General features: G+C 42.0%; 12 protein-coding genes. 2 read left to right on the top strand and 10 right to left on the bottom strand.

The genetic code is table 11. The features are described 5' to 3' along the window. From CLV99_RS23065 to CLV99_RS23025, 9 genes are all read right to left on the bottom strand, one after another. A partial coding sequence (locus CLV99_RS23065) for a hypothetical protein (protein WP_211348636.1) occupies positions 1-1655 on the bottom strand: 1655 nt, incomplete at its 3' end. A gap of 328 nt (positions 1656-1983) precedes the next feature. After that, positions 1984-4857, bottom strand: coding sequence for an aminomethyl-transferring glycine dehydrogenase (gene gcvP, locus CLV99_RS23060; protein ID WP_133586887.1), 2874 nt, complete (start codon positions 4855-4857; stop codon positions 1984-1986). Between the two features lie 286 nt (positions 4858-5143). Further along, on the bottom strand, positions 5144-6733 hold the full coding sequence (gene bshC, locus CLV99_RS23055; protein ID WP_133586886.1) for a bacillithiol biosynthesis cysteine-adding enzyme BshC: 1590 nt from the start codon (positions 6731-6733) through the stop codon (positions 5144-5146). Positions 6734-6851: 118 nt separating this feature from the next. Next, entirely contained in the window at positions 6852-8165 is a 1314-nt protein-coding gene (locus tag CLV99_RS23050) for a nicotinamide mononucleotide adenylyltransferase (protein ID WP_133586885.1), read from the bottom strand. Between the two features lie 98 nt (positions 8166-8263). Continuing rightward, positions 8264-8806: an NUDIX hydrolase gene (locus tag CLV99_RS23045; protein WP_133586884.1), complete on the bottom strand. Its 543-nt coding sequence runs from the start codon at positions 8804-8806 to the stop codon at positions 8264-8266. A 2-nt stretch (positions 8807-8808) separates the two neighbouring features. After that, positions 8809-10545, bottom strand: coding sequence for a phospho-sugar mutase (locus tag CLV99_RS23040; RefSeq protein WP_133586883.1), 1737 nt, complete (start codon positions 10543-10545; stop codon positions 8809-8811). 46 nt (positions 10546-10591) lie between these two features. After that, entirely contained in the window at positions 10592-11230 is a 639-nt protein-coding gene (locus CLV99_RS23035; RefSeq protein ID WP_133586882.1) for a hypothetical protein, read from the bottom strand. Between the two features lie 3 nt (positions 11231-11233). Then, positions 11234-12103 carry an SDR family oxidoreductase gene (locus tag CLV99_RS23030; protein WP_133586881.1) on the bottom strand — a complete coding sequence of 290 codons (870 nt, stop codon included), beginning with the start codon at positions 12101-12103 and terminating at the stop codon, positions 11234-11236. A gap of 33 nt (positions 12104-12136) precedes the next feature. Beyond that, positions 12137-12901, bottom strand: coding sequence for an enoyl-CoA hydratase/isomerase family protein (locus tag CLV99_RS23025; RefSeq protein ID WP_133586880.1), 765 nt, complete (start codon positions 12899-12901; stop codon positions 12137-12139). A 122-nt stretch (positions 12902-13023) separates the two neighbouring features. Between CLV99_RS23025 and CLV99_RS23020 the strand changes: the two genes are divergently transcribed. After that, positions 13024-13551 carry an ExbD/TolR family protein gene (locus CLV99_RS23020; protein WP_133586879.1) on the top strand — a complete coding sequence of 176 codons (528 nt, stop codon included), beginning with the start codon at positions 13024-13026 and terminating at the stop codon, positions 13549-13551. Positions 13552-13601: 50 nt separating this feature from the next. Here the strand turns inward: CLV99_RS23020 and CLV99_RS23015 are convergent, their stop codons facing one another. Continuing rightward, positions 13602-16250 carry a TonB-dependent receptor plug domain-containing protein gene (locus CLV99_RS23015; protein WP_133586878.1) on the bottom strand — a complete coding sequence of 883 codons (2649 nt, stop codon included), beginning with the start codon at positions 16248-16250 and terminating at the stop codon, positions 13602-13604. Between the two features lie 74 nt (positions 16251-16324). On the opposite strand from CLV99_RS23015, the gene purD reads away from it, so the two are divergent. After that, the gene (gene purD / locus CLV99_RS23010) at positions 16325-17599 is read left to right on the top strand and encodes a phosphoribosylamine--glycine ligase (RefSeq protein WP_133586877.1); all 1275 of its coding nucleotides are present in this window, start codon (positions 16325-16327) and stop codon (positions 17597-17599) included. Positions 17600-17616: the final 17 nt, after the last annotated feature.

Raw genomic sequence — 17616 nt, 5'->3', positions numbered from 1 at the left:
TTGATGTTGGTTACAACGTCGCCGATAACATCAACCGTAACCGTCTCGCCGTTCGCATTCGTAAATGTATAGGTACCGTCATTGTTATCCAGCATTGTAAGCGTGTTCGCATCGAACTTAACTTCTTTGCCGTCAACAGTAGTATGCGTGAATGTTCCATCCCCGTTGTCAACGAAAAGGTCAGTCTTAGCGTTAAGGATATTGATGATCTCGTTGTAGATAGCACCCTCGTTCTTGATGTTGTTCACAACATCTGCAGGAATATCAACAGTAGTTATAGTTTTATCCTCTGAAGTATACGTATAGGTACCATCGCTGTTGTTAACTAGCGTCGTAATCGTCTCGTTCCCTTTTACAATAGATGTTACAGTAGCCCACTCCAACTCTCCTGCCGCATTCGTAACCAACATCGTGTTAGGCAAACCTTCCTTAATCGATACCTTGTATGGGTCCGCAACAGTACCTGTACCGCTAACAGTAATGAAATCACTGCCAGAAACATTCGATACATTGTTCGCAAGGTGAGTGATATATTCTTCAATAGTACTGAACGTATCTCCGTTAACCGTAACCGGACCGTCCTTAACAATAATCTCAAAGTTATTTACGACAGACTTGGGAACATTGATCTCGAACTTCTCGTTCTTCTCGTTAATATAGGTGTAAATCCCCTTATCCTCTGTGATCGTTGTGACAGTCTCATGAGCTGCAACTAAAGCTCCTAAATCAATCTCATGCGACACACCTTTGGAGTCTGTATAAGTCAACACCTTAGTTGTTTGGTCGTAAATTAAACTCGTTTCATTCAATGTTAATGGCGTAGTCCCTCCTTTACCGTCTACATAGGTAATCGTATTTGTTTTCGAATCATAAACTATGGCTCCAATATTTAAGTTGATAATCTCTTCCTTACCTTTCTCATCCTTATAAGTAAGAGCATTGGTTACCTGATTATAACTAAGTACTGTCAACGTCTCATTGGCCTGTACAATTTCTTTGATCGTGATCTCTTTCGTTTCCCCTGTATTCGTTACATACGTAAACTTGGCACCATCGTAATATACATTACCGCCGATATTTTTGATCAGATTGATAATCTCGTTCTTTACATTCTCCTCTTTAACGATCGTCTCGAAGTTTTTGATCACATCAGCAGGCACATTAACCACAGTGACTGTGCCATTTTCTGAAGTATATTTATATTGACCTTCGCCCAATGACACTAAAGTCGTAATTGTTTCATTTTTCTTAACGACCTCTTTAAAATCAATCGTAACAGGAGTCCCTGTTGCATCGACAAACGAAATCTCGTAGGTTGTAGGGTTATATGAAATACTCGTCGCTTTACCCCCTGAAGCCAACACCCATTTCGTACCATCATTATAATAAATCCCGGGTACGACGTCATTACGCGTCTCTGTATTGTAAACCATAAGACCCGCCACATGCGCACTCATCGGATACGCCTTAGCTGTTGTCTCTAACGTAACTCTAGTATGAAGTAGACCTTTGTTTTTACTAGCAAGTTCTAAAATAGCATTTTGGCTAACGGTCAATCCATTATCACCCGTCCCATCAGAAAGCTTCTGTTGTGCATTAGCAGCCACGACTGCGGAGAATAAAAGTCCGGTTAAAGCAAAGTTTTTAATATTCATAAATTCCTGAATCTAGAAATGATTTTAGTAGACATTTTGGTTTGTTGCATTGCATACCAATAATCTAGTCCACAAAAATACTTCTATACCACAGGCACTTATATATTATCACTAAGGAAAATCATTCTTTTTGTAGAGATATAACTACCTACATGTCAGATTTCAATATTTTATTGAAAAATCACAAAAAACAATGGTAAACTTTGAGCTACAAATTATTTAAAAAACAACTCAATTCATTTGGTTGCAATTACATCCATAAAACTAATCCACAAAAAAAGCCGCACCATTTATGGTGCGGCTCATAACTATTTCTAAAAAAACGAGGCTACGCTTCTGCGTATTCTTCGATAGAAGGACAAGAACAGATCAACGTTCTATCTCCTTGAGACTCATTTACACGTCCTACGGAAGGCCAGAATTTGTTTACCTTCAAATAAGGAAGCGGGTAAGCCGCTGTCTGACGCGAGTAAGATCTATTCCATTCATCATCAATTACCACCGCAGCAGTGTGTGGGGCATTCTTCAACACGTTATCTGTTTGTTCAACCTCACCTGCTTCTACCGCAGCAATCTCTTGACGGATAGCAATCAGCGCATCGCAGAATCGATCCAGCTCTGGCTTAGACTCAGACTCTGTAGGCTCCACCATTAGCGTACCCGCTACAGGGAATGATACTGTTGGCGCGTGGAAACCATAATCCATCAAACGTTTTGCGATATCAGCCACTTCGATTCCTACGTTTTTAAATCCACGGCAATCCAAAATCATCTCGTGTGCACAACGTCCATTCGCACCAGCGTACAATACTGGGTAATGCCCTTCAAGACGTGCCTTAATATAGTTTGCATTTAAGATCGCTGTTTTCGTTGCCGTAGTCAACCCCTCGCTACCCATCATAGCAATATAGCCATGTGAGATCAAAAGAATAGACGCAGAGCCAAATGGTGCTGCAGAAACGGCAGAAATACCTTCTGCTCCCGAAACCTCAACAACCTTATGGCTAGGTAGGAATGGTACTAGATGTGCAGCTACCCCAATTGGCCCCATACCTGGACCTCCGCCACCGTGAGGAATACAGAATGTCTTGTGTAGATTCAAGTGACATACGTCGGCTCCAATCAACCCTGGACTAGTAAGTCCTACCTGCGCATTCATATTAGCACCGTCCATATACACCTGTCCACCATTCTCATGAATAATATTACAGATTTCAATGATTGTTTCTTCAAACACCCCGTGCGTAGATGGATAAGTAACCATTAATGAGTTAAGGTTTGCAGCATGCTCTTCTGCTTTTGCCTTCAAATCCGCTACATCAATATTTCCTTTTTCATCCGTTTTAACAACGACAACCTTTAGTCCCGCCATCGAAGCTGACGCCGGGTTGGTACCATGCGCCGAAGCTGGAATCAAACAAATATTACGGTGTCCTTCACCTCTACTTTTCTGATATGCATCGATAACCATCAGACCTGCATATTCGCCCTGTGCACCAGAATTCGGTTGGAAAGACATTTTTGCAAAACCTGTGATCTCGCTCAACCAGTCATTCAACTCGTTGATCAACTGCATATAGCCTGAAGTCTGATCAGCTGGGGCAAAAGGGTGCAAACCACCAAAACGAGCCCAAGTAACTGGAACCATCTCTGTTGTTGCATTCAACTTCATCGTACATGATCCCAATGGAATCATTGAATGACAAAGAGACAAATCTTTTGCTTCCAACGATTTAATATAGCGTAGCATCTCATGCTCCGAACGGTAACTATTAAAGATAGGGTGTGTCAAGTAACTTGAAACACGCTCTAAGGCGGAAGGAATAGAACTAGACAAAGAGTCTACAAGAGTCTCTAACTCAACATCACTTTGATGCTTTCCTTTTACTTTTGCAAAAACCTTAACAATAGTCTGTATATCAGCAAATGTAGTTGTCTCATCGATAGAGATACCGACAATACCCTCGTTGTAGTAGAAGTTCAACTCGTGGTTCAACGCCTCTGATTTCAACCCACCAACTTCTTTACCTACATTAAAACGTAACGTATCAAAATATGTTGTATTTAACTGCTCGTAACCCAATGACTGGATTGCCTTATCTGCTAATTTTGTTAAATCATTAATACGGGAAGCAATATTTTTTATACCTTCTGGTCCATGGTACACGGCATAAAACGAAGCCATAATAGCCAATAAAGCTTGCGCTGTACAGATATTAGAAGATGCTTTATCACGACGTATGTGTTGCTCGCGAGTCTGTAGCGCCATACGAAGTGCATAACCACCATTCGAATCAGAAGTAACACCGATGATACGACCTGGAATATTCCGCTTATAGGCATCTTTAGTCGCGAAAAAAGCCGCATGCGGCCCGCCGAATCCCATAGGCACACCAAAGCGCTGTGAGTTACCCACAACAACATCCGCACCCCACTCGCCTGGAGGCGTCAATAGCGCTAGAGACATTAAATCAGCCGCCACACATACCGTAATATTCTTAGCATGGGCTGCGTCTGTAAAGCTTTTATAATCTGCTACAGTTCCATCTGCCGCTGGATATTGCACAAAAGCAGCGAACACGTCATCAGAAAGATTAGATTCATTGATTTCAGCAATGCGTATCTCCACACCAAATGGTACTGCACGAGTCTGTAATACATCCAAAGTTTGTGGGTACACATTTGGAGAAACTAAAAATGCATTTGCATCTTTGTTCTTACGTGCACTATACAACATAAACATACCTTCAGCTGCAGCTGTTGCTTCATCCAACAATGACGCATTCGCAATCTCTAATCCTGTAAAATCAGAAATCACAGTCTGGAAATTCAACAACGCCTGTAAGCGTCCTTGCGCAATCTCAGCCTGGTATGGCGTGTATTGCGTATACCATCCTGGATTCTCAAAAACATTACGCTGGATTACACCGGGCAAAATCACATCATAGTAACCCTGTCCGATATACGATTTGAACACTTTGTTCTTTTCAGCAATCTGTGCTACTTTCTCTAAGTATGCAACTTCACCTAGAGCCTTAGGCAGGTTTAATGCTTTTTTTGAACGAATTTGAGCAGGAACGGTTTGTTCAATCAACTCATCTAATGAACCTACACCTAAGAAACCCAACATTTCTTCTACCTGTGCAGCACGAGGACCATTGTGACGGTCCTGGAATTTTTCTTGGTAATATACGTTACTCATTTGCTTGATAATTGCAAGGACTATATGTAATTAACTCTTTGAAAAACAATTTATTTATACGTACAAACGGTTTGCTTTTCGATGTGCAAAGATACGCTTTTTATAAGACTTTTTAAGGGCATACCTATAAGCCCTCACTTTTATAAATACATCAATCGATTGTTCTAATCATTAGGCATTGATTAAAAAACAAAGTATTTCCATAAAAAATAATCAACAAAACTGGCAGACTATTAATCTCTTTACAGACACATTATTCAAGAAAGCCCTTCGGAGAAATATGCAATCAATACAAAATCGTAAACTTGAATGCCAGCGGGTCGAAATGATTGATGAGATCAGGTATCAAATCGTCTCCATATTTGACATATAAAACCGCAAAGTTTTCAGTGCGCTCCTGCAAGCCCCCTCCCGGAAACAATTTTTCTTTAACCCGTTCTATCTGCAGCAAAGCATCCTGATGGTTCCTTTTATCTGCCTTCAGTAGTTTTTTTTCCAGGTTATTGATAGCCTTTTTTAAACGAGCCTTAACGGCATCCGTACTAGGGCCGAGACTCGGGTCTATTTTATGGGCACGCAGCTTAATTTTTCCGAAGATTGCATTCAGCTCCATCCATTCATCCTTAAGGTGCAAACGATGCGTCGTATGTCTCCTTACATACTCATTTTGAAGAGCTGTTGTTGACTTAAATACACTTTTAAACGTAAGATTTAATCTATAGATCTTGCCAACAACATTATCTTCGGTTATCAGCGCAGAATTCCGAGGCACGAGAATAGGGAAGGGAATACCATATTGATCAAAATTCGCTTTCAGCTGCAGCCAATACACGATCTCTGCCCCTCCACCTATGTAAGCAAGGTTGGGCAAAACCACCTCCTGATACAAGGGGCGCATCACAACATTCGGGCTGAATCGTTCGGGATGCACTTCAATCTCTTGCTGCAATTGCTTTGGTGTAAAATAAATCCCTTGATGCAGCACCTCAAAATCACCAGCAGCAGTTTTCTCTATACGCTCCCTAAATTCATCTGTTAAATAAAAAAAATTACAGGGACGGGCATATACTTGAGCCGTATAGCCTTTCGATTCCAACAGCGAAGAGGTCTCAGAAATAGCCGTATAGCTTTTCTCCTGCAAAATATCTTCTTCAATAATTGGAGCATACAGACGCTTTAATGCTGCACAATCTGCGTCCAGGATAACCAATCCATAAGTTTTAAACAGCTCATGCACTAAGACACGCGTAGCGTCAGCTAGATTCCGACCTCGCAAGTAGGCCTCCTCAACAATCTGCACCAAACGCGCTGAATTGTCAGACAACCCCAACATACCGCAGTACTGCTTTACTACATCGGCCATAGAGCTAGTATCCATACGACCTGTTCCGGATACCTTAGGTACATCCCAAGTTATCTTCTTGCCATATACACGGGTATTGTTTATTTCTTCAAAATCATGATCCTCTGTGGCCATCCAATACACAGGAATAAAATCCTTGTCCGGGAATCGCTCCTTCAGATCTTTTGCCAGTCGGATTGCCGATGCTATCTTAAAAATAAAATATAGTGGCCCAGTAAAAATATTGAGCTGATGTCCCGTAGTCACGGTGAAGGTATTATCCTTAGCTAGCAAACCTATATTCTGTCTGACCTCCTTCGCTTCTTCGAGCAATCCTTCATATTGCTGCTGAAGAGCTGTAACCAATACATCTCTGTTTGCAAAAGAAGATTTGAGTCCCATCTGTGCTTCGAAACCTTCCATATCCGGCTTATTTCCGTAGAAAGAATTAAGACCTTCGTCTCCCGCTAGATACCCAAGTAATGTTTTAGAAAAACTGTTCGTGTCCTTGTAATCAATATAGGTTGCCTTCATGTATTTTAGAAAATATTATCCCTTAAATATCCAAGTTACATCTTTTTGAAAAAAGCAGAAGTCCAAATACAAATTATAGCGAACATTTGACAATGTCCCATATCAGACAACCGCTCCTTTACACCGTCTTAACGTACTTTTCGTCGTAATTTTCGATATCAATAATATAATGGTTCTGAATCAGAAAATCATACAAAGGCTTAGCTTCATCCGATACCTTCAGATTTTTAGTCGTCACAATCTTGTTTTCCTTTTTATTCAGATAAGGGTAGGCATACAATTTCACGTTCTTACTGAACATGCCGGAGATATAAGACAGCAATTCGTTCGTATAGTTTTCTTTGTTGTAATTATCAGAGTTAAAGATATTACGCAGATTGGAAACATTGGTCGCAATCCCAACATTCCTTGGCTTAAAAGTCTTAACAAACTCTGCCAAGTGATTGTTCCGCCTGAAATTAGAAACCATAATGTTGTTTCCTGTGGAACAGAGCTCTTCAGCCCGTTGCGCAAAATATTGCAAATCTTCACCGGTCAGGTCAAGATCTTCATCCAACACATTTCCCATCAACACTTCAATAAGTACCACTGTATTTTCGGGATCTGCGCCTGTATTTTTCCGGAATTGCTCTACGGCAAGGTTAAACAAGTCAAAGTTGGGCAATGACTTTTGCCTATATTTTGTCCGTAATACGATAATGTCTTTTTTATATAAAAAATCCTTAATCTGGGCAGCTTTACCATCGGGTCTAAATATCGCTGCATTCGCAAACCCTTTAGCAATAAGATATAAGTTCAGAAGACGTTCGTTTGCATTTTCAAACACCGGACCACTTACCTTCACCAAATCAATTTCGACAGAGCCAACCGACAAATTGTCGACCAGCGACTCTATCATTACCTGAGGATCCTGTGAATAATAATAAGCTGCAAAAACTAAATTAACGCCCAATATCCCCAGCACCTTCGATTGCAGACGGTTATCACTATCCAACAATCGCACATGGATAACAATATCGTTCGTTGGCCCGTCGATTTCATGCTGAAAACGAATACCCAACCACCCGTGCGGTTCATTTGTTTTGGTAAAATTGAGTGTAGTGACAGTATCTGCGAAGGCAAAAAAACGTTTGTTTTCGTACTTTTCAGTATGTAACCTTTCGGTCAACAAGCTAAACTCGTGCGACAACATCTTGGTGAGACGCTCGCGGCTCACATATCTACCTGATTCCTCTGCGCCGTATATCGCATCGCTAAACGCCATATCATATGCAGACATGGTTTTTGCAATAGTACCAGAAGCGGCTCCTGCTTCAAAAAAATTGCGGGCTACTTCCTGACCCGCACCAATTTCTGCAAATGTACCATAGATAGCTGCATCTAGGTTAATCTTTAACGCCTTCCGCTTTGTTTCGAATATCTCTCTTGCCATTTGGCAAAGTTAAGAAAATACAGCTAATTATTCGGCAAACACTTCACACCTCCGTACAATAGCCCTAAAAAAGCATTTAGCAAAAAACTGAACTCGCATTATAGCAAGTTCAGTTTCCGAAAAGTATAAAACAAAGCTGCACTATGTAGCGCCTGCCCAATCTTATTTTCAAATAAATATCGTTTCGCCTCTTCTATCGCCATTTCCACCACCTCAATATCCTCAGAATCATCTAAATCCTGTTCCTGCACCTGCCTACCACCCTGTAGCAGATAGGCATACGTCAGATTACCGCTCGTAGCGGGGTTGGCATACAACTCACAGATTACTTCCATTCGATCGAACGCATAACCGGTCTCTTCCAGCATTTCTCTTACCGCAGCATCTTGAGGATCCTCTCCTTCTTCGACTACACCTGCAGGCAACTCCAACATTAGCTCATTAGCTCCATGCCTATATTGCCGCACAAACAGGATCGTTCCCTCCACTGTAACCCCCACCATATTGACCCAAGTAGGATATTCCAAGACATAATACTCGTCCTTGATATTTCCGTTTGGCAACTCCAGCTTATCCACCCGCAGAGTCGCCCAAGGCCTCTGTATAATATACTTCGAGTCCAGCAGCTTCCACTTCTCCATTCTTATTTCTTTACAATATCAGCCATTATCCGTTGCACTTTTTTCTCTAACGATTCAGACACTGCGGAGAACGACTCTCGATCCAACAATCTCTCTCTCACCGAACAATAGAACTTAATCTTAGGCTCTGTACCCGACGGCCTTGCTGATATCACATCCCCATCAACCGTTACAAACTGGAGAACGTCTGATTTTGGCAACTCAATTTGCGACTTGCTTCCTGTCAAAAGATTATGGGCCTCCTGTCTTTCATAGTCTCGAATCTCTTTTACAGCGATACCTCCTAGCGCTTTTGGCGCATCCTCCCTAAGGTCCACCATCATTTGTTTTATCTCTTCCGCTCCCGCTTTACCTTTCTTCGTTAATGAAATAAGCTTTTCCTGATAGAATCCATATTCTATATACAGATCAATCAGCACATCAAACAGAGACTTGCCTTTCCCTTTAAAATAAGCCGTCATTTCTGCAATAAAAGCACAGGAATTGACCGCATCCTTATCTCGCACTAAATCCCCGATCAAAAAGCCATAACTCTCCTCTCCCCCTACTAAATAGTTTTCTTTACCAACCAACTGCGTCATCACCTCACCGATAAACTTAAATCCAGTCAGTGTCTCATAGCACTTAACACCAAAACTATCGCTGATCTCGCGAATTAGGTTTGTGGTCACAATGGTTTTCACACTATAGTCATTCTCCTTCAACTCCAACTTATCCTTTTTGGAAGACAACACGTAATAAACCAATAGGCTCCCGATTTGATTTCCATTCAACAACTGAAATTTCCCTTGAGGATTTTTCGCAGCGACCCCAACTCTATCAGCATCTGGATCTGTAGCCATCACGACATCCGCATCAAGCTCCTCCCCCTTACGCATTGCAATAGACATCGCCTCTTCTTCCTCTGGATTCGGATATATGACAGTTGGGAAGTTCCCGTCCGGTTTAGCCTGCTCTTCGACAACATGTACATTATTAAAACCCCACGAACTCAACATCTTTGGCACAACAGTCACCCCGGTACCGTGAATGGATGAATAGACAATTTTCAGCCCTTGATTCTCTTTTACAGCCTCAGGGTGTATACTCAACCGGGTATTTGCCCCTATATACAATTCGTCAAATTCAGCTCCCACCAAAGTCACGTTCTCGCTACGACGCTCGAATTTTATATCCGACACGGAATGTATGGCATCTACTTCTGCAATTACATTCTTATCATGTGGAGCAACCAGCTGCCCACCATCATTCCAATAGGCCTTATAGCCATTATATTCTTTAGGGTTATGAGAAGCTGTCAGCATAACTCCGCCTTGACAGTCATAATATCGCACCGCATAAGACAATACGGGCGTCGGCCTTAATTCATCAAATAGGAAGACATGTATATCATTAGCAGAAAAAACATCAGCCACCAAATGACCAAAAGCCTGGGAGTTATTCCTACTGTCATAAGATACTGCTACTTTTATCTGCTGACCTGCAAACTGCTTTTTCAAATAGTTCGCAAACCCTTGTGTCGCCTTACCAATCGTATACTTATTAACTCGGTTAGACCCCACTCCCATTATCCCACGCAATCCTCCTGTTCCAAACTCTAAATTCTTATAGAAAGAATCCACCAACTCCGTTTCCTCTCCACCGTCGATAAGTCGCTGCACTTCGGCAACCGTATCCTTATCATACTCGGCAGATGTCCAACTATCAATGCGATCCTGTGTCTCTTTATCAAAAACCATTATATATTATTTTTCTAAAATCTTTTTATTTCTGCGAAATGCAGGACTAAGCGTCACAACCTGCGTAGGCACGATCTAACACCGTCACATACCAATTCCCTTTATACCGCTGTACATGAAACACAAGTGGCACATCCAAAGTTACAATAACACGGAAACTTTCTGCTTCACTTTTTTCCAATTCCTCCAACTGGTTTTCTGAGAATAGGCGCTGATCAAATTCTTTCTCAAACGCGACAATATTAGACAATTGATTGGGATGCGAGGTAGTATCACAGAAAAACCCCTGTTTAGTCCACTTTTCTGTACCACAGTCAAACTCAGGCAGCTTTGCGAAAGTCAATGCGTATTCATTTTTAATACTGGGATAGGGATAGTACTCCGGGATAGCTTTCGCAAAGTCAACACTATCCACCTTAACAAAAGTATCAGAGGCTCCAGGTCGATATATCACGGTAAAACCTAATTCTGGATGAATAAGCTTGTTCACTTTACCTCCATCCTTATTCTCGTAAGCTCGCACAAATCTTGTTATTACCTCAGAAAGCTCATTCCTTTCTTCTGCCGTCACAGGCAAAACCTGCGCGACACTATCTTTTTTCTCCTCTTCCTGTTTCTTGTTTCCCTGTCCACAGGAAGCAAAAAACAAGACAAACAACACTACAACAGTCGAAAATCTATACATAAACTACTTATTATTCTTTCTTATCGTATTTTCTATCATATCCCACATGTCATCTGGCACAGCCTCCATACCGTTCATCTGCCCGGCACCTTGCAGCCACTCACCACCATCTATCGTAATCACTTCACCATTTATATAGCCCGCAAAGTCTGACACCAAAAATGCGGCCAAGTTAGCCAATTCCTGATGATCTCCCACTCTTTTTAGTGGAACCCGGTTCTTAAAATCAAACTTCTCTGCCAATTCGCCAGGAAGAAGCCTGTCCCAAGCCCCTTTTGTTGGAAATGGCCCTGGTGCAATCGCATTATGACGGATATTATATTTCCCCCATTCTGCTGCCAGCGACCTCGTCATCGTCACCACTCCACCTTTAGCAACAGCAGAAGGCACGACATAACCTGACCCCGTAAAAGCATAAGTTGTCACGATATTGAGCACGCTTGCCGACAGCTTCTGGCCAATCCAATACTTCCCAAATGTCAGCGTACAATTGGCCGTTCCTTTCAACACAATATCAATCACCGTCGAGAAAGCATTTGCAGAGAGTCGCTCTGTAGGCGATATAAAATTGCCGGCAGCATTATTGACTAGTACATCGACCTGTCCAAACTTCGAGACACTCCGCTCTAATAATTGTTCGACCTGGCTGATCTCACGGATATCACAAGCTACCGCCAACACTTGGTTGCCCGTTTTAGTTTCTATTTCACGCGCAGTTTCTTCCAATACATCTATCTTCCGGCTAGCGATCACTAAATTAGCTCCTAATTCCGAAAAATAGCTCGACATAGCTTTACCCAGTCCAGTTCCTCCTCCGGTCACCACTATAGTCTTCCCCCGCAGGGCTCCGTCTCTTAATGCTCCTTTTATCATGATACCTGTTATTTTTCAGTTCAATAGCTCCGTTTATTTTTTCTGTGTCAGATTATCAATAATTGTTTTCAGTATCCCTCTTGTACTTGGCTTCCACCATTGTTCCAATACCTGTTCTATCGCAACCTCTTGCCCTTGCTCCATTGCACGAATGAGCTCCCCCCTTAGGTTCAGCTTCGTTCTCCTCCAGGCATTTTTTTCAAACTGCATCACCGACTTCAATCGTCTTATTGCTGCCGTCTGCACACGGTCAAACGGAACGACCTCATCGACCAAGCCCACCTGACACGCCTCTTCCGGTTTGAATAAACGTCCTTCCAACAAGCCTCGATAAGCGGCTCCCCGTCCTATCCAAAAACTATAAAGCGTAAATATAGCCTCTGGAACGACTATACCTACAGGAACCTCATTCAATCCCAAAATATAATCCCCTTCTGCCATCACCCTGTAATCACAGCACAAGGCCATCACACAGCCACCGGCCGGACTATGCCCTGTTATCGCCGCTACCGAAGGCTTCCCAAAAGCGACAAACACCTTAAGAAGATCCATAAACCTCGTCCAAAACGCTCGCATCTGCACTTCATCATACTCAAACAATGTAATCAGATCTAATCCCGAAGAAAAGAAACCTTCCTTACCGGATAATACAACCCCCTCAATCGACGGATCTACTTCCGCCCCCTCCAGCGTCTGAATCAGCTCCTCTACCACCTTTATATCCATTGCATTGGACCGACCCCGATCTAACAAAACATGTAGGATATGATCTTCCTTCTTTGTGCGTATATAATCCATAATTACTCGTTTAAATGATATTACAAGATAAGAAAATATTCTAGGCTTATGGAATAATTCAACCGACCTCATCATATGAATAGAAACAAACTTTTTATTTCACTTCTAAAATCTACCTAGACATGGCAGAATTAAACACAAAAACAACGATTGATTCTAAGAGAAAAATTCGTGTCCGCAAACAGGCTCCTGGCGTAGATTTGACAGCGATGGTGGACTTAGCTTTTTTACTCATCACTTTCTTTATGTTGACCACCTCATTGAACAAACCTCATCAAGTCGACATCGCCATGCCTGACCAAACACAGGGCAACAAAACAGAAATGGATGAAAACCGCATAGTATCTCTACTTATCGGAGAAGGAAGCGTATTTTGGTATCATGGCGACTTCCAACATCCTCTTATTGCCCCTAAAAATATAGATCTAAACACGAGCGAACTACGTCAAACCCTATTAGAGATGAAGAAACAAGTATCTACTCTCACTAAAGGAAAGGATATGATTGTGCTTATCAAACCCAGTACCCATGCGCGTACTGCCGACCTTATTCAAACCCTTGACGAGATGAAGATAACAGCTATCGAGCGCTATATGATAAGTAAGATTTCCCCACCAGAAGAGCAATTTTTAGGTTTTACAGCGCCATAAACACTTTTCCAATCACCAAGGCTTTCGTCTTGGTGATTGGAAACGAAAAACTAACGTACGTCAAGCTCCACAAGCTTTCGTAATATCCTGCCCGACAAGTCCAACCCTTCGATAATCATCACGTACCGCCCTTTACCATCCGCAGTAAAAAACTCAAACGATGCCTTTCCACTTTTATCCGCTACGATATTCGGCTCCCAATGTATAGTTGTCCGCAGATCCCTATTCAATTTGTTTCCTCCCTCAACATCATATACTGGTTTATAAAATTCCCGATTGACATGAAGCCCTTGCGGCTGCACCGTCATGATTCCCTTAGGAACATAACTCCGCATAGCCGACAGTCCTGTTTTTGAAGTAATAATCAACAGCCCATTGCCCCCATTTACACCATATATGGAGGTATAGTTCGCATTCCTAAGCACCTCAATACTCTCTATATCATTCACATTAATCATAGACAGCTGATCCCCCTCTAAATACATCCCGTCCAAAACAATCTGCATAGGTACATTTCCCCGCGTATTATAAGGAACCCCTCCAACAAAAGTAACTCCCATCAATCGCCCCGCCAAACACATATCCAATGTAGGACAGGTAGAAAGCTCCTCACTCGTCAATACCTGATCTGCATTTCCTGGCCCGTTTAGATTACTGGAGTTTTCTGCCACTTTCTTTTTCGTACTAGCCCTTACAACCACCTCTTCTATAGCAATCGATTTTTCCATTAGTCCTTTTCCTTCAAGTTCTGAAAAAAATTGCTTGGATTGATTGATCTGATCGATATACACAGCATTAACATCCGCTAGTTCATCCCCCCTATTCCTATTATTCCCAACCAAGGGTTTCTCCTCCTTATCTATTACGATATCTATATTGTTTTTTCCTTTATTGGCATCCCTCGCCGAAATGAGAAACTTGACGCTATCCGGGAACAGAAGATTACCAAACTCAAAATACCCCTCCTCATTGGAAGTGGTATCAACAAAATCCATATAATTCTTGGTCGAAATGAGTTGTACTTTTGCTCCAACCTCAGGTTTTGTTCGCCCCAACTTCTTCGTATATCCGCTTATTTTCAAGGCCTTTTCCACATCATACTTTGGCTTAACATCTCCTTCCAACTCTCTCCAATCGACATTCCGCCACCCCTGCGTCAACATTAACAGATCCAGATCACGCGATTTGACTCCTTTCAGATCAAAATAATATCCTGGATTTTCAATATATCCGTTGAGATCCGAATTCAACAACAGTGTAGACATAATGTTCGGGGCGAGAGAAACGCTGTCTTTAATCTTAGACAGATCAATGACAGATGCCGAAAAAGCACCGAACCGAATAGAATCAGATTCATCTCCGACACGCATATCCACTTTTACACGCTCACGGGCAGCAAAATGCTCCTTATTCAAATGTACTGCAACGGGCAATACAGTATTCGAATTGTAATTAAAAAAAGGACGTTCCGCAATAGGCTGAAAACCCTCGTCCAAAATACTGATTGTAAGCACCCCAGTAGGCATCATCTTCTTATCCACAGAAAAAACAAGCTCATCTTTATTCACCTTCTGTTTTGACACAAAAATAACCTCACTCAAATGATGCAACACAAAGTATACTTCTTTTTGATTCACCAAGTCATTAGAAACGTTGAGCTGGGCAAAGACTTTACTCCCGTTCTGATTATTTACAGTAATTGCATATCCTGAGGTATAGACTTCAGGCATAGCCACATCTACTACAGAACCGTCTTCAAACTCAGCACGAGCCACAATAGGAGTATTAGGCTGAATAAAAATGTATCCAGCCCCCATCCCCAAGGTGTTTGTCTCTACCACTCCGGCTGTATCCCTACCTACTGTAAAGATGACTTTGGCTTTGATTCCCATTCCCTTGGGCGTTATCGCCTTTACAGCGATATTATTTATTTTATCCCCCAATAGCTTCCCTCCTTCAGGGAGCAACTGCACGCTGTTTGCTAGATCTGGCGGAACCATCCGCAAAAGCTTGTTTACAGGTAGCATTTCTAAGTTATCAAAGCGCAACTTAAGTTGTGCCTCTCCATATTTTTTAGAAAGAGAAACCAACAGATTCCCTTCTTCGTCGGTATTCCCTCGTTTTCGCTCCACAGTCCCTCCTCCCGATAATATCTCATACCTCACCTGTTTTTTCGCCAGTGGGAGTCCCGACAAACTCTTTAATTGGACCGTATAGATATTATCCTTACCCTCTGCACGCACAGAGGTCTTTGTCATCACATTATCCGTACGCCCGTTGGAAATCTGTATCGTGCGGTCATAAAAATACTTCTCATCAGCATTTCGCATCCAATTGGTATACGCTCTCAGTCGGTAAGAACCTTCTGTTATGGTATCCTGGAGTTTAAAATCTCCCATACCCAATCCCATCACCAAAGGAATGGTCATTGAGCTAACCGTTTTTTTTGCCCCATCAATCAATTCTACATAAGCGATCCCGCTATGATTTGAGAATAAATTGTGTAGCCCAATAGTCGCGTACGCTTTAAACCAAATTGTTTCCCCTGCCGTATAGGCATATTTGTCCAAGTGCAGATAAAGCTTTTCCTGAGGATTTCTGTCTCGATAGGCCTCCATATTATCCAAAACCTTTTGGATATCTTGAGAATAGACACTATTGCTTAGTAACAGCACAAAAAAAACAAGAAGGAATCTCATATTCGTTTCTATTGATTTATAAAATGTTAAGGAAAGATAACAAAAATTAAAGCATATTTCTCTAAGTTTGTGACATGAATATCTTAATCGTTGGATCAGGCGGACGCGAATCTGCCTTTGCTTATAAAATTGCACAAAGCCCTAAACTTACCAATCTTTACATTGCCCCAGGCAATGCAGGAACAGAACAATATGGCCAAAACGTAGACCTCAAGGTAACAGACTTTGAAGGGATAGCGGCTTTTGCCTTAGCAAATACCATTAGCCTTATTCTCGTGGGCCCAGAAGAGCCTTTGGTCAAAGGAATCCACGATTTCTTTCTAGAAAGAGACGATTTAAAACATATAGCAGTTGTTGGTCCGCAAAGACTAGGCGCTCAACTTGAAGGCTCAAAAGACTTTTCAAAAGAGTTTATGTTTCGGCACCAAATCCCAACAGCGGCCTATAAATCCTTCGAATTGTCTAACCTTGAAGAAGGCTTAGCATATCTCGAAACACAGAAACTACCTATTGTACTTAAAGCGGATGGTCTAGCTGCGGGCAAAGGTGTTTTGATCTGCGAGACATTGGAAGATGCCAAAACAGAACTTACAGCCATGCTTGCGGAAGCTAAATTTGGGCAAGCAAGCTCCGTAGTAGTTATTGAAGAATTCTTGAAAGGCATTGAGCTTTCCGTTTTTGTTTTGACAGATGGCGACTCTTACAAGGTTTTACCATCAGCCAAAGATTACAAACGAATCGGTGAAGGTGATACCGGCCTAAATACTGGCGGCATGGGATCAATATCCCCTGTTCCTTTTGCGGATGAGACCTTTTTAAACAAAGTAGAGGAACGCATCATCAAGCCGACAGTTGATGGTCTGAAAAAAGACAATATCCCTTACAAAGGTTTTATTTTTATCGGCCTTATGAACGTAGATGGCGAACCTTATGTCATCGAATACAATGTCCGTATGGGGGATCCAGAGACCGAATCCGTACTTCCACGTATCGAATCCGACCTCGTAGACCTACTAGAAGGTGTGGCACAAGGCAACCTTTCCTCTCGCTCTTACACGTTAAGTCCAAAGACCGCGGTAACCGTCATGTTAGTTTCTGGAGGCTACCCAGGCGACTACGAGAACGGAAAAGTAATCAGCAACATCGAAAATGTAAAAGAGTCGATCGTGTTTCATGCAGGCACGAAGCTGGTAAATGGAGATGTTGTAACCGCAGGAGGCCGCGTTATCGCAGTCACCACACTTCAAGATGACCTATTTACAGCCCTGCAGCAAGCAACAGCAGATGCTGGACGTATCTTTTTTCAAGGTAAATACTTCCGCACTGACATTGGATTTGACTTGATTTAAAAAATAATATTTTAGCT

Origin of the sequence: Sphingobacterium yanglingense (assembly GCF_004363245.1) — a bacterium.
GTDB lineage: Bacteria > Bacteroidota > Bacteroidia > Sphingobacteriales > Sphingobacteriaceae > Sphingobacterium > Sphingobacterium yanglingense.
This window is presented reverse-complemented; position numbering and strand designations above follow the sequence as displayed.

Excerpts from the sequence above, each read along its gene's own strand:
- gcvP (WP_133586887.1), bottom strand. The coding sequence starts at position 4,857 with ATGAGTAACGTATATTACCAAGAAAAATTCCAGGACCGTCACAATGGT.
- bshC (WP_133586886.1), bottom strand. The coding sequence starts at position 6,733 with ATGAAGGCAACCTATATTGATTACAAGGACACGAACAGTTTTTCTAAA.
- CLV99_RS23050 (WP_133586885.1), bottom strand. The coding sequence starts at position 8,165 with ATGGCAAGAGAGATATTCGAAACAAAGCGGAAGGCGTTAAAGATTAAC.
- CLV99_RS23045 (WP_133586884.1), bottom strand. The coding sequence starts at position 8,806 with ATGGAGAAGTGGAAGCTGCTGGACTCGAAGTATATTATACAGAGGCCT.
- CLV99_RS23040 (WP_133586883.1), bottom strand. The coding sequence starts at position 10,545 with ATGGTTTTTGATAAAGAGACACAGGATCGCATTGATAGTTGGACATCT.
- CLV99_RS23035 (WP_133586882.1), bottom strand. The coding sequence starts at position 11,230 with ATGTATAGATTTTCGACTGTTGTAGTGTTGTTTGTCTTGTTTTTTGCT.
- CLV99_RS23030 (WP_133586881.1), bottom strand. The coding sequence starts at position 12,103 with ATGATAAAAGGAGCATTAAGAGACGGAGCCCTGCGGGGGAAGACTATA.
- CLV99_RS23025 (WP_133586880.1), bottom strand. The coding sequence starts at position 12,901 with ATGGATTATATACGCACAAAGAAGGAAGATCATATCCTACATGTTTTG.
- CLV99_RS23020 (WP_133586879.1), top strand. The coding sequence starts at position 13,024 with ATGGCAGAATTAAACACAAAAACAACGATTGATTCTAAGAGAAAAATT.
- CLV99_RS23015 (WP_133586878.1), bottom strand. The coding sequence starts at position 16,250 with ATGAGATTCCTTCTTGTTTTTTTTGTGCTGTTACTAAGCAATAGTGTC.
- purD (WP_133586877.1), top strand. The coding sequence starts at position 16,325 with ATGAATATCTTAATCGTTGGATCAGGCGGACGCGAATCTGCCTTTGCT.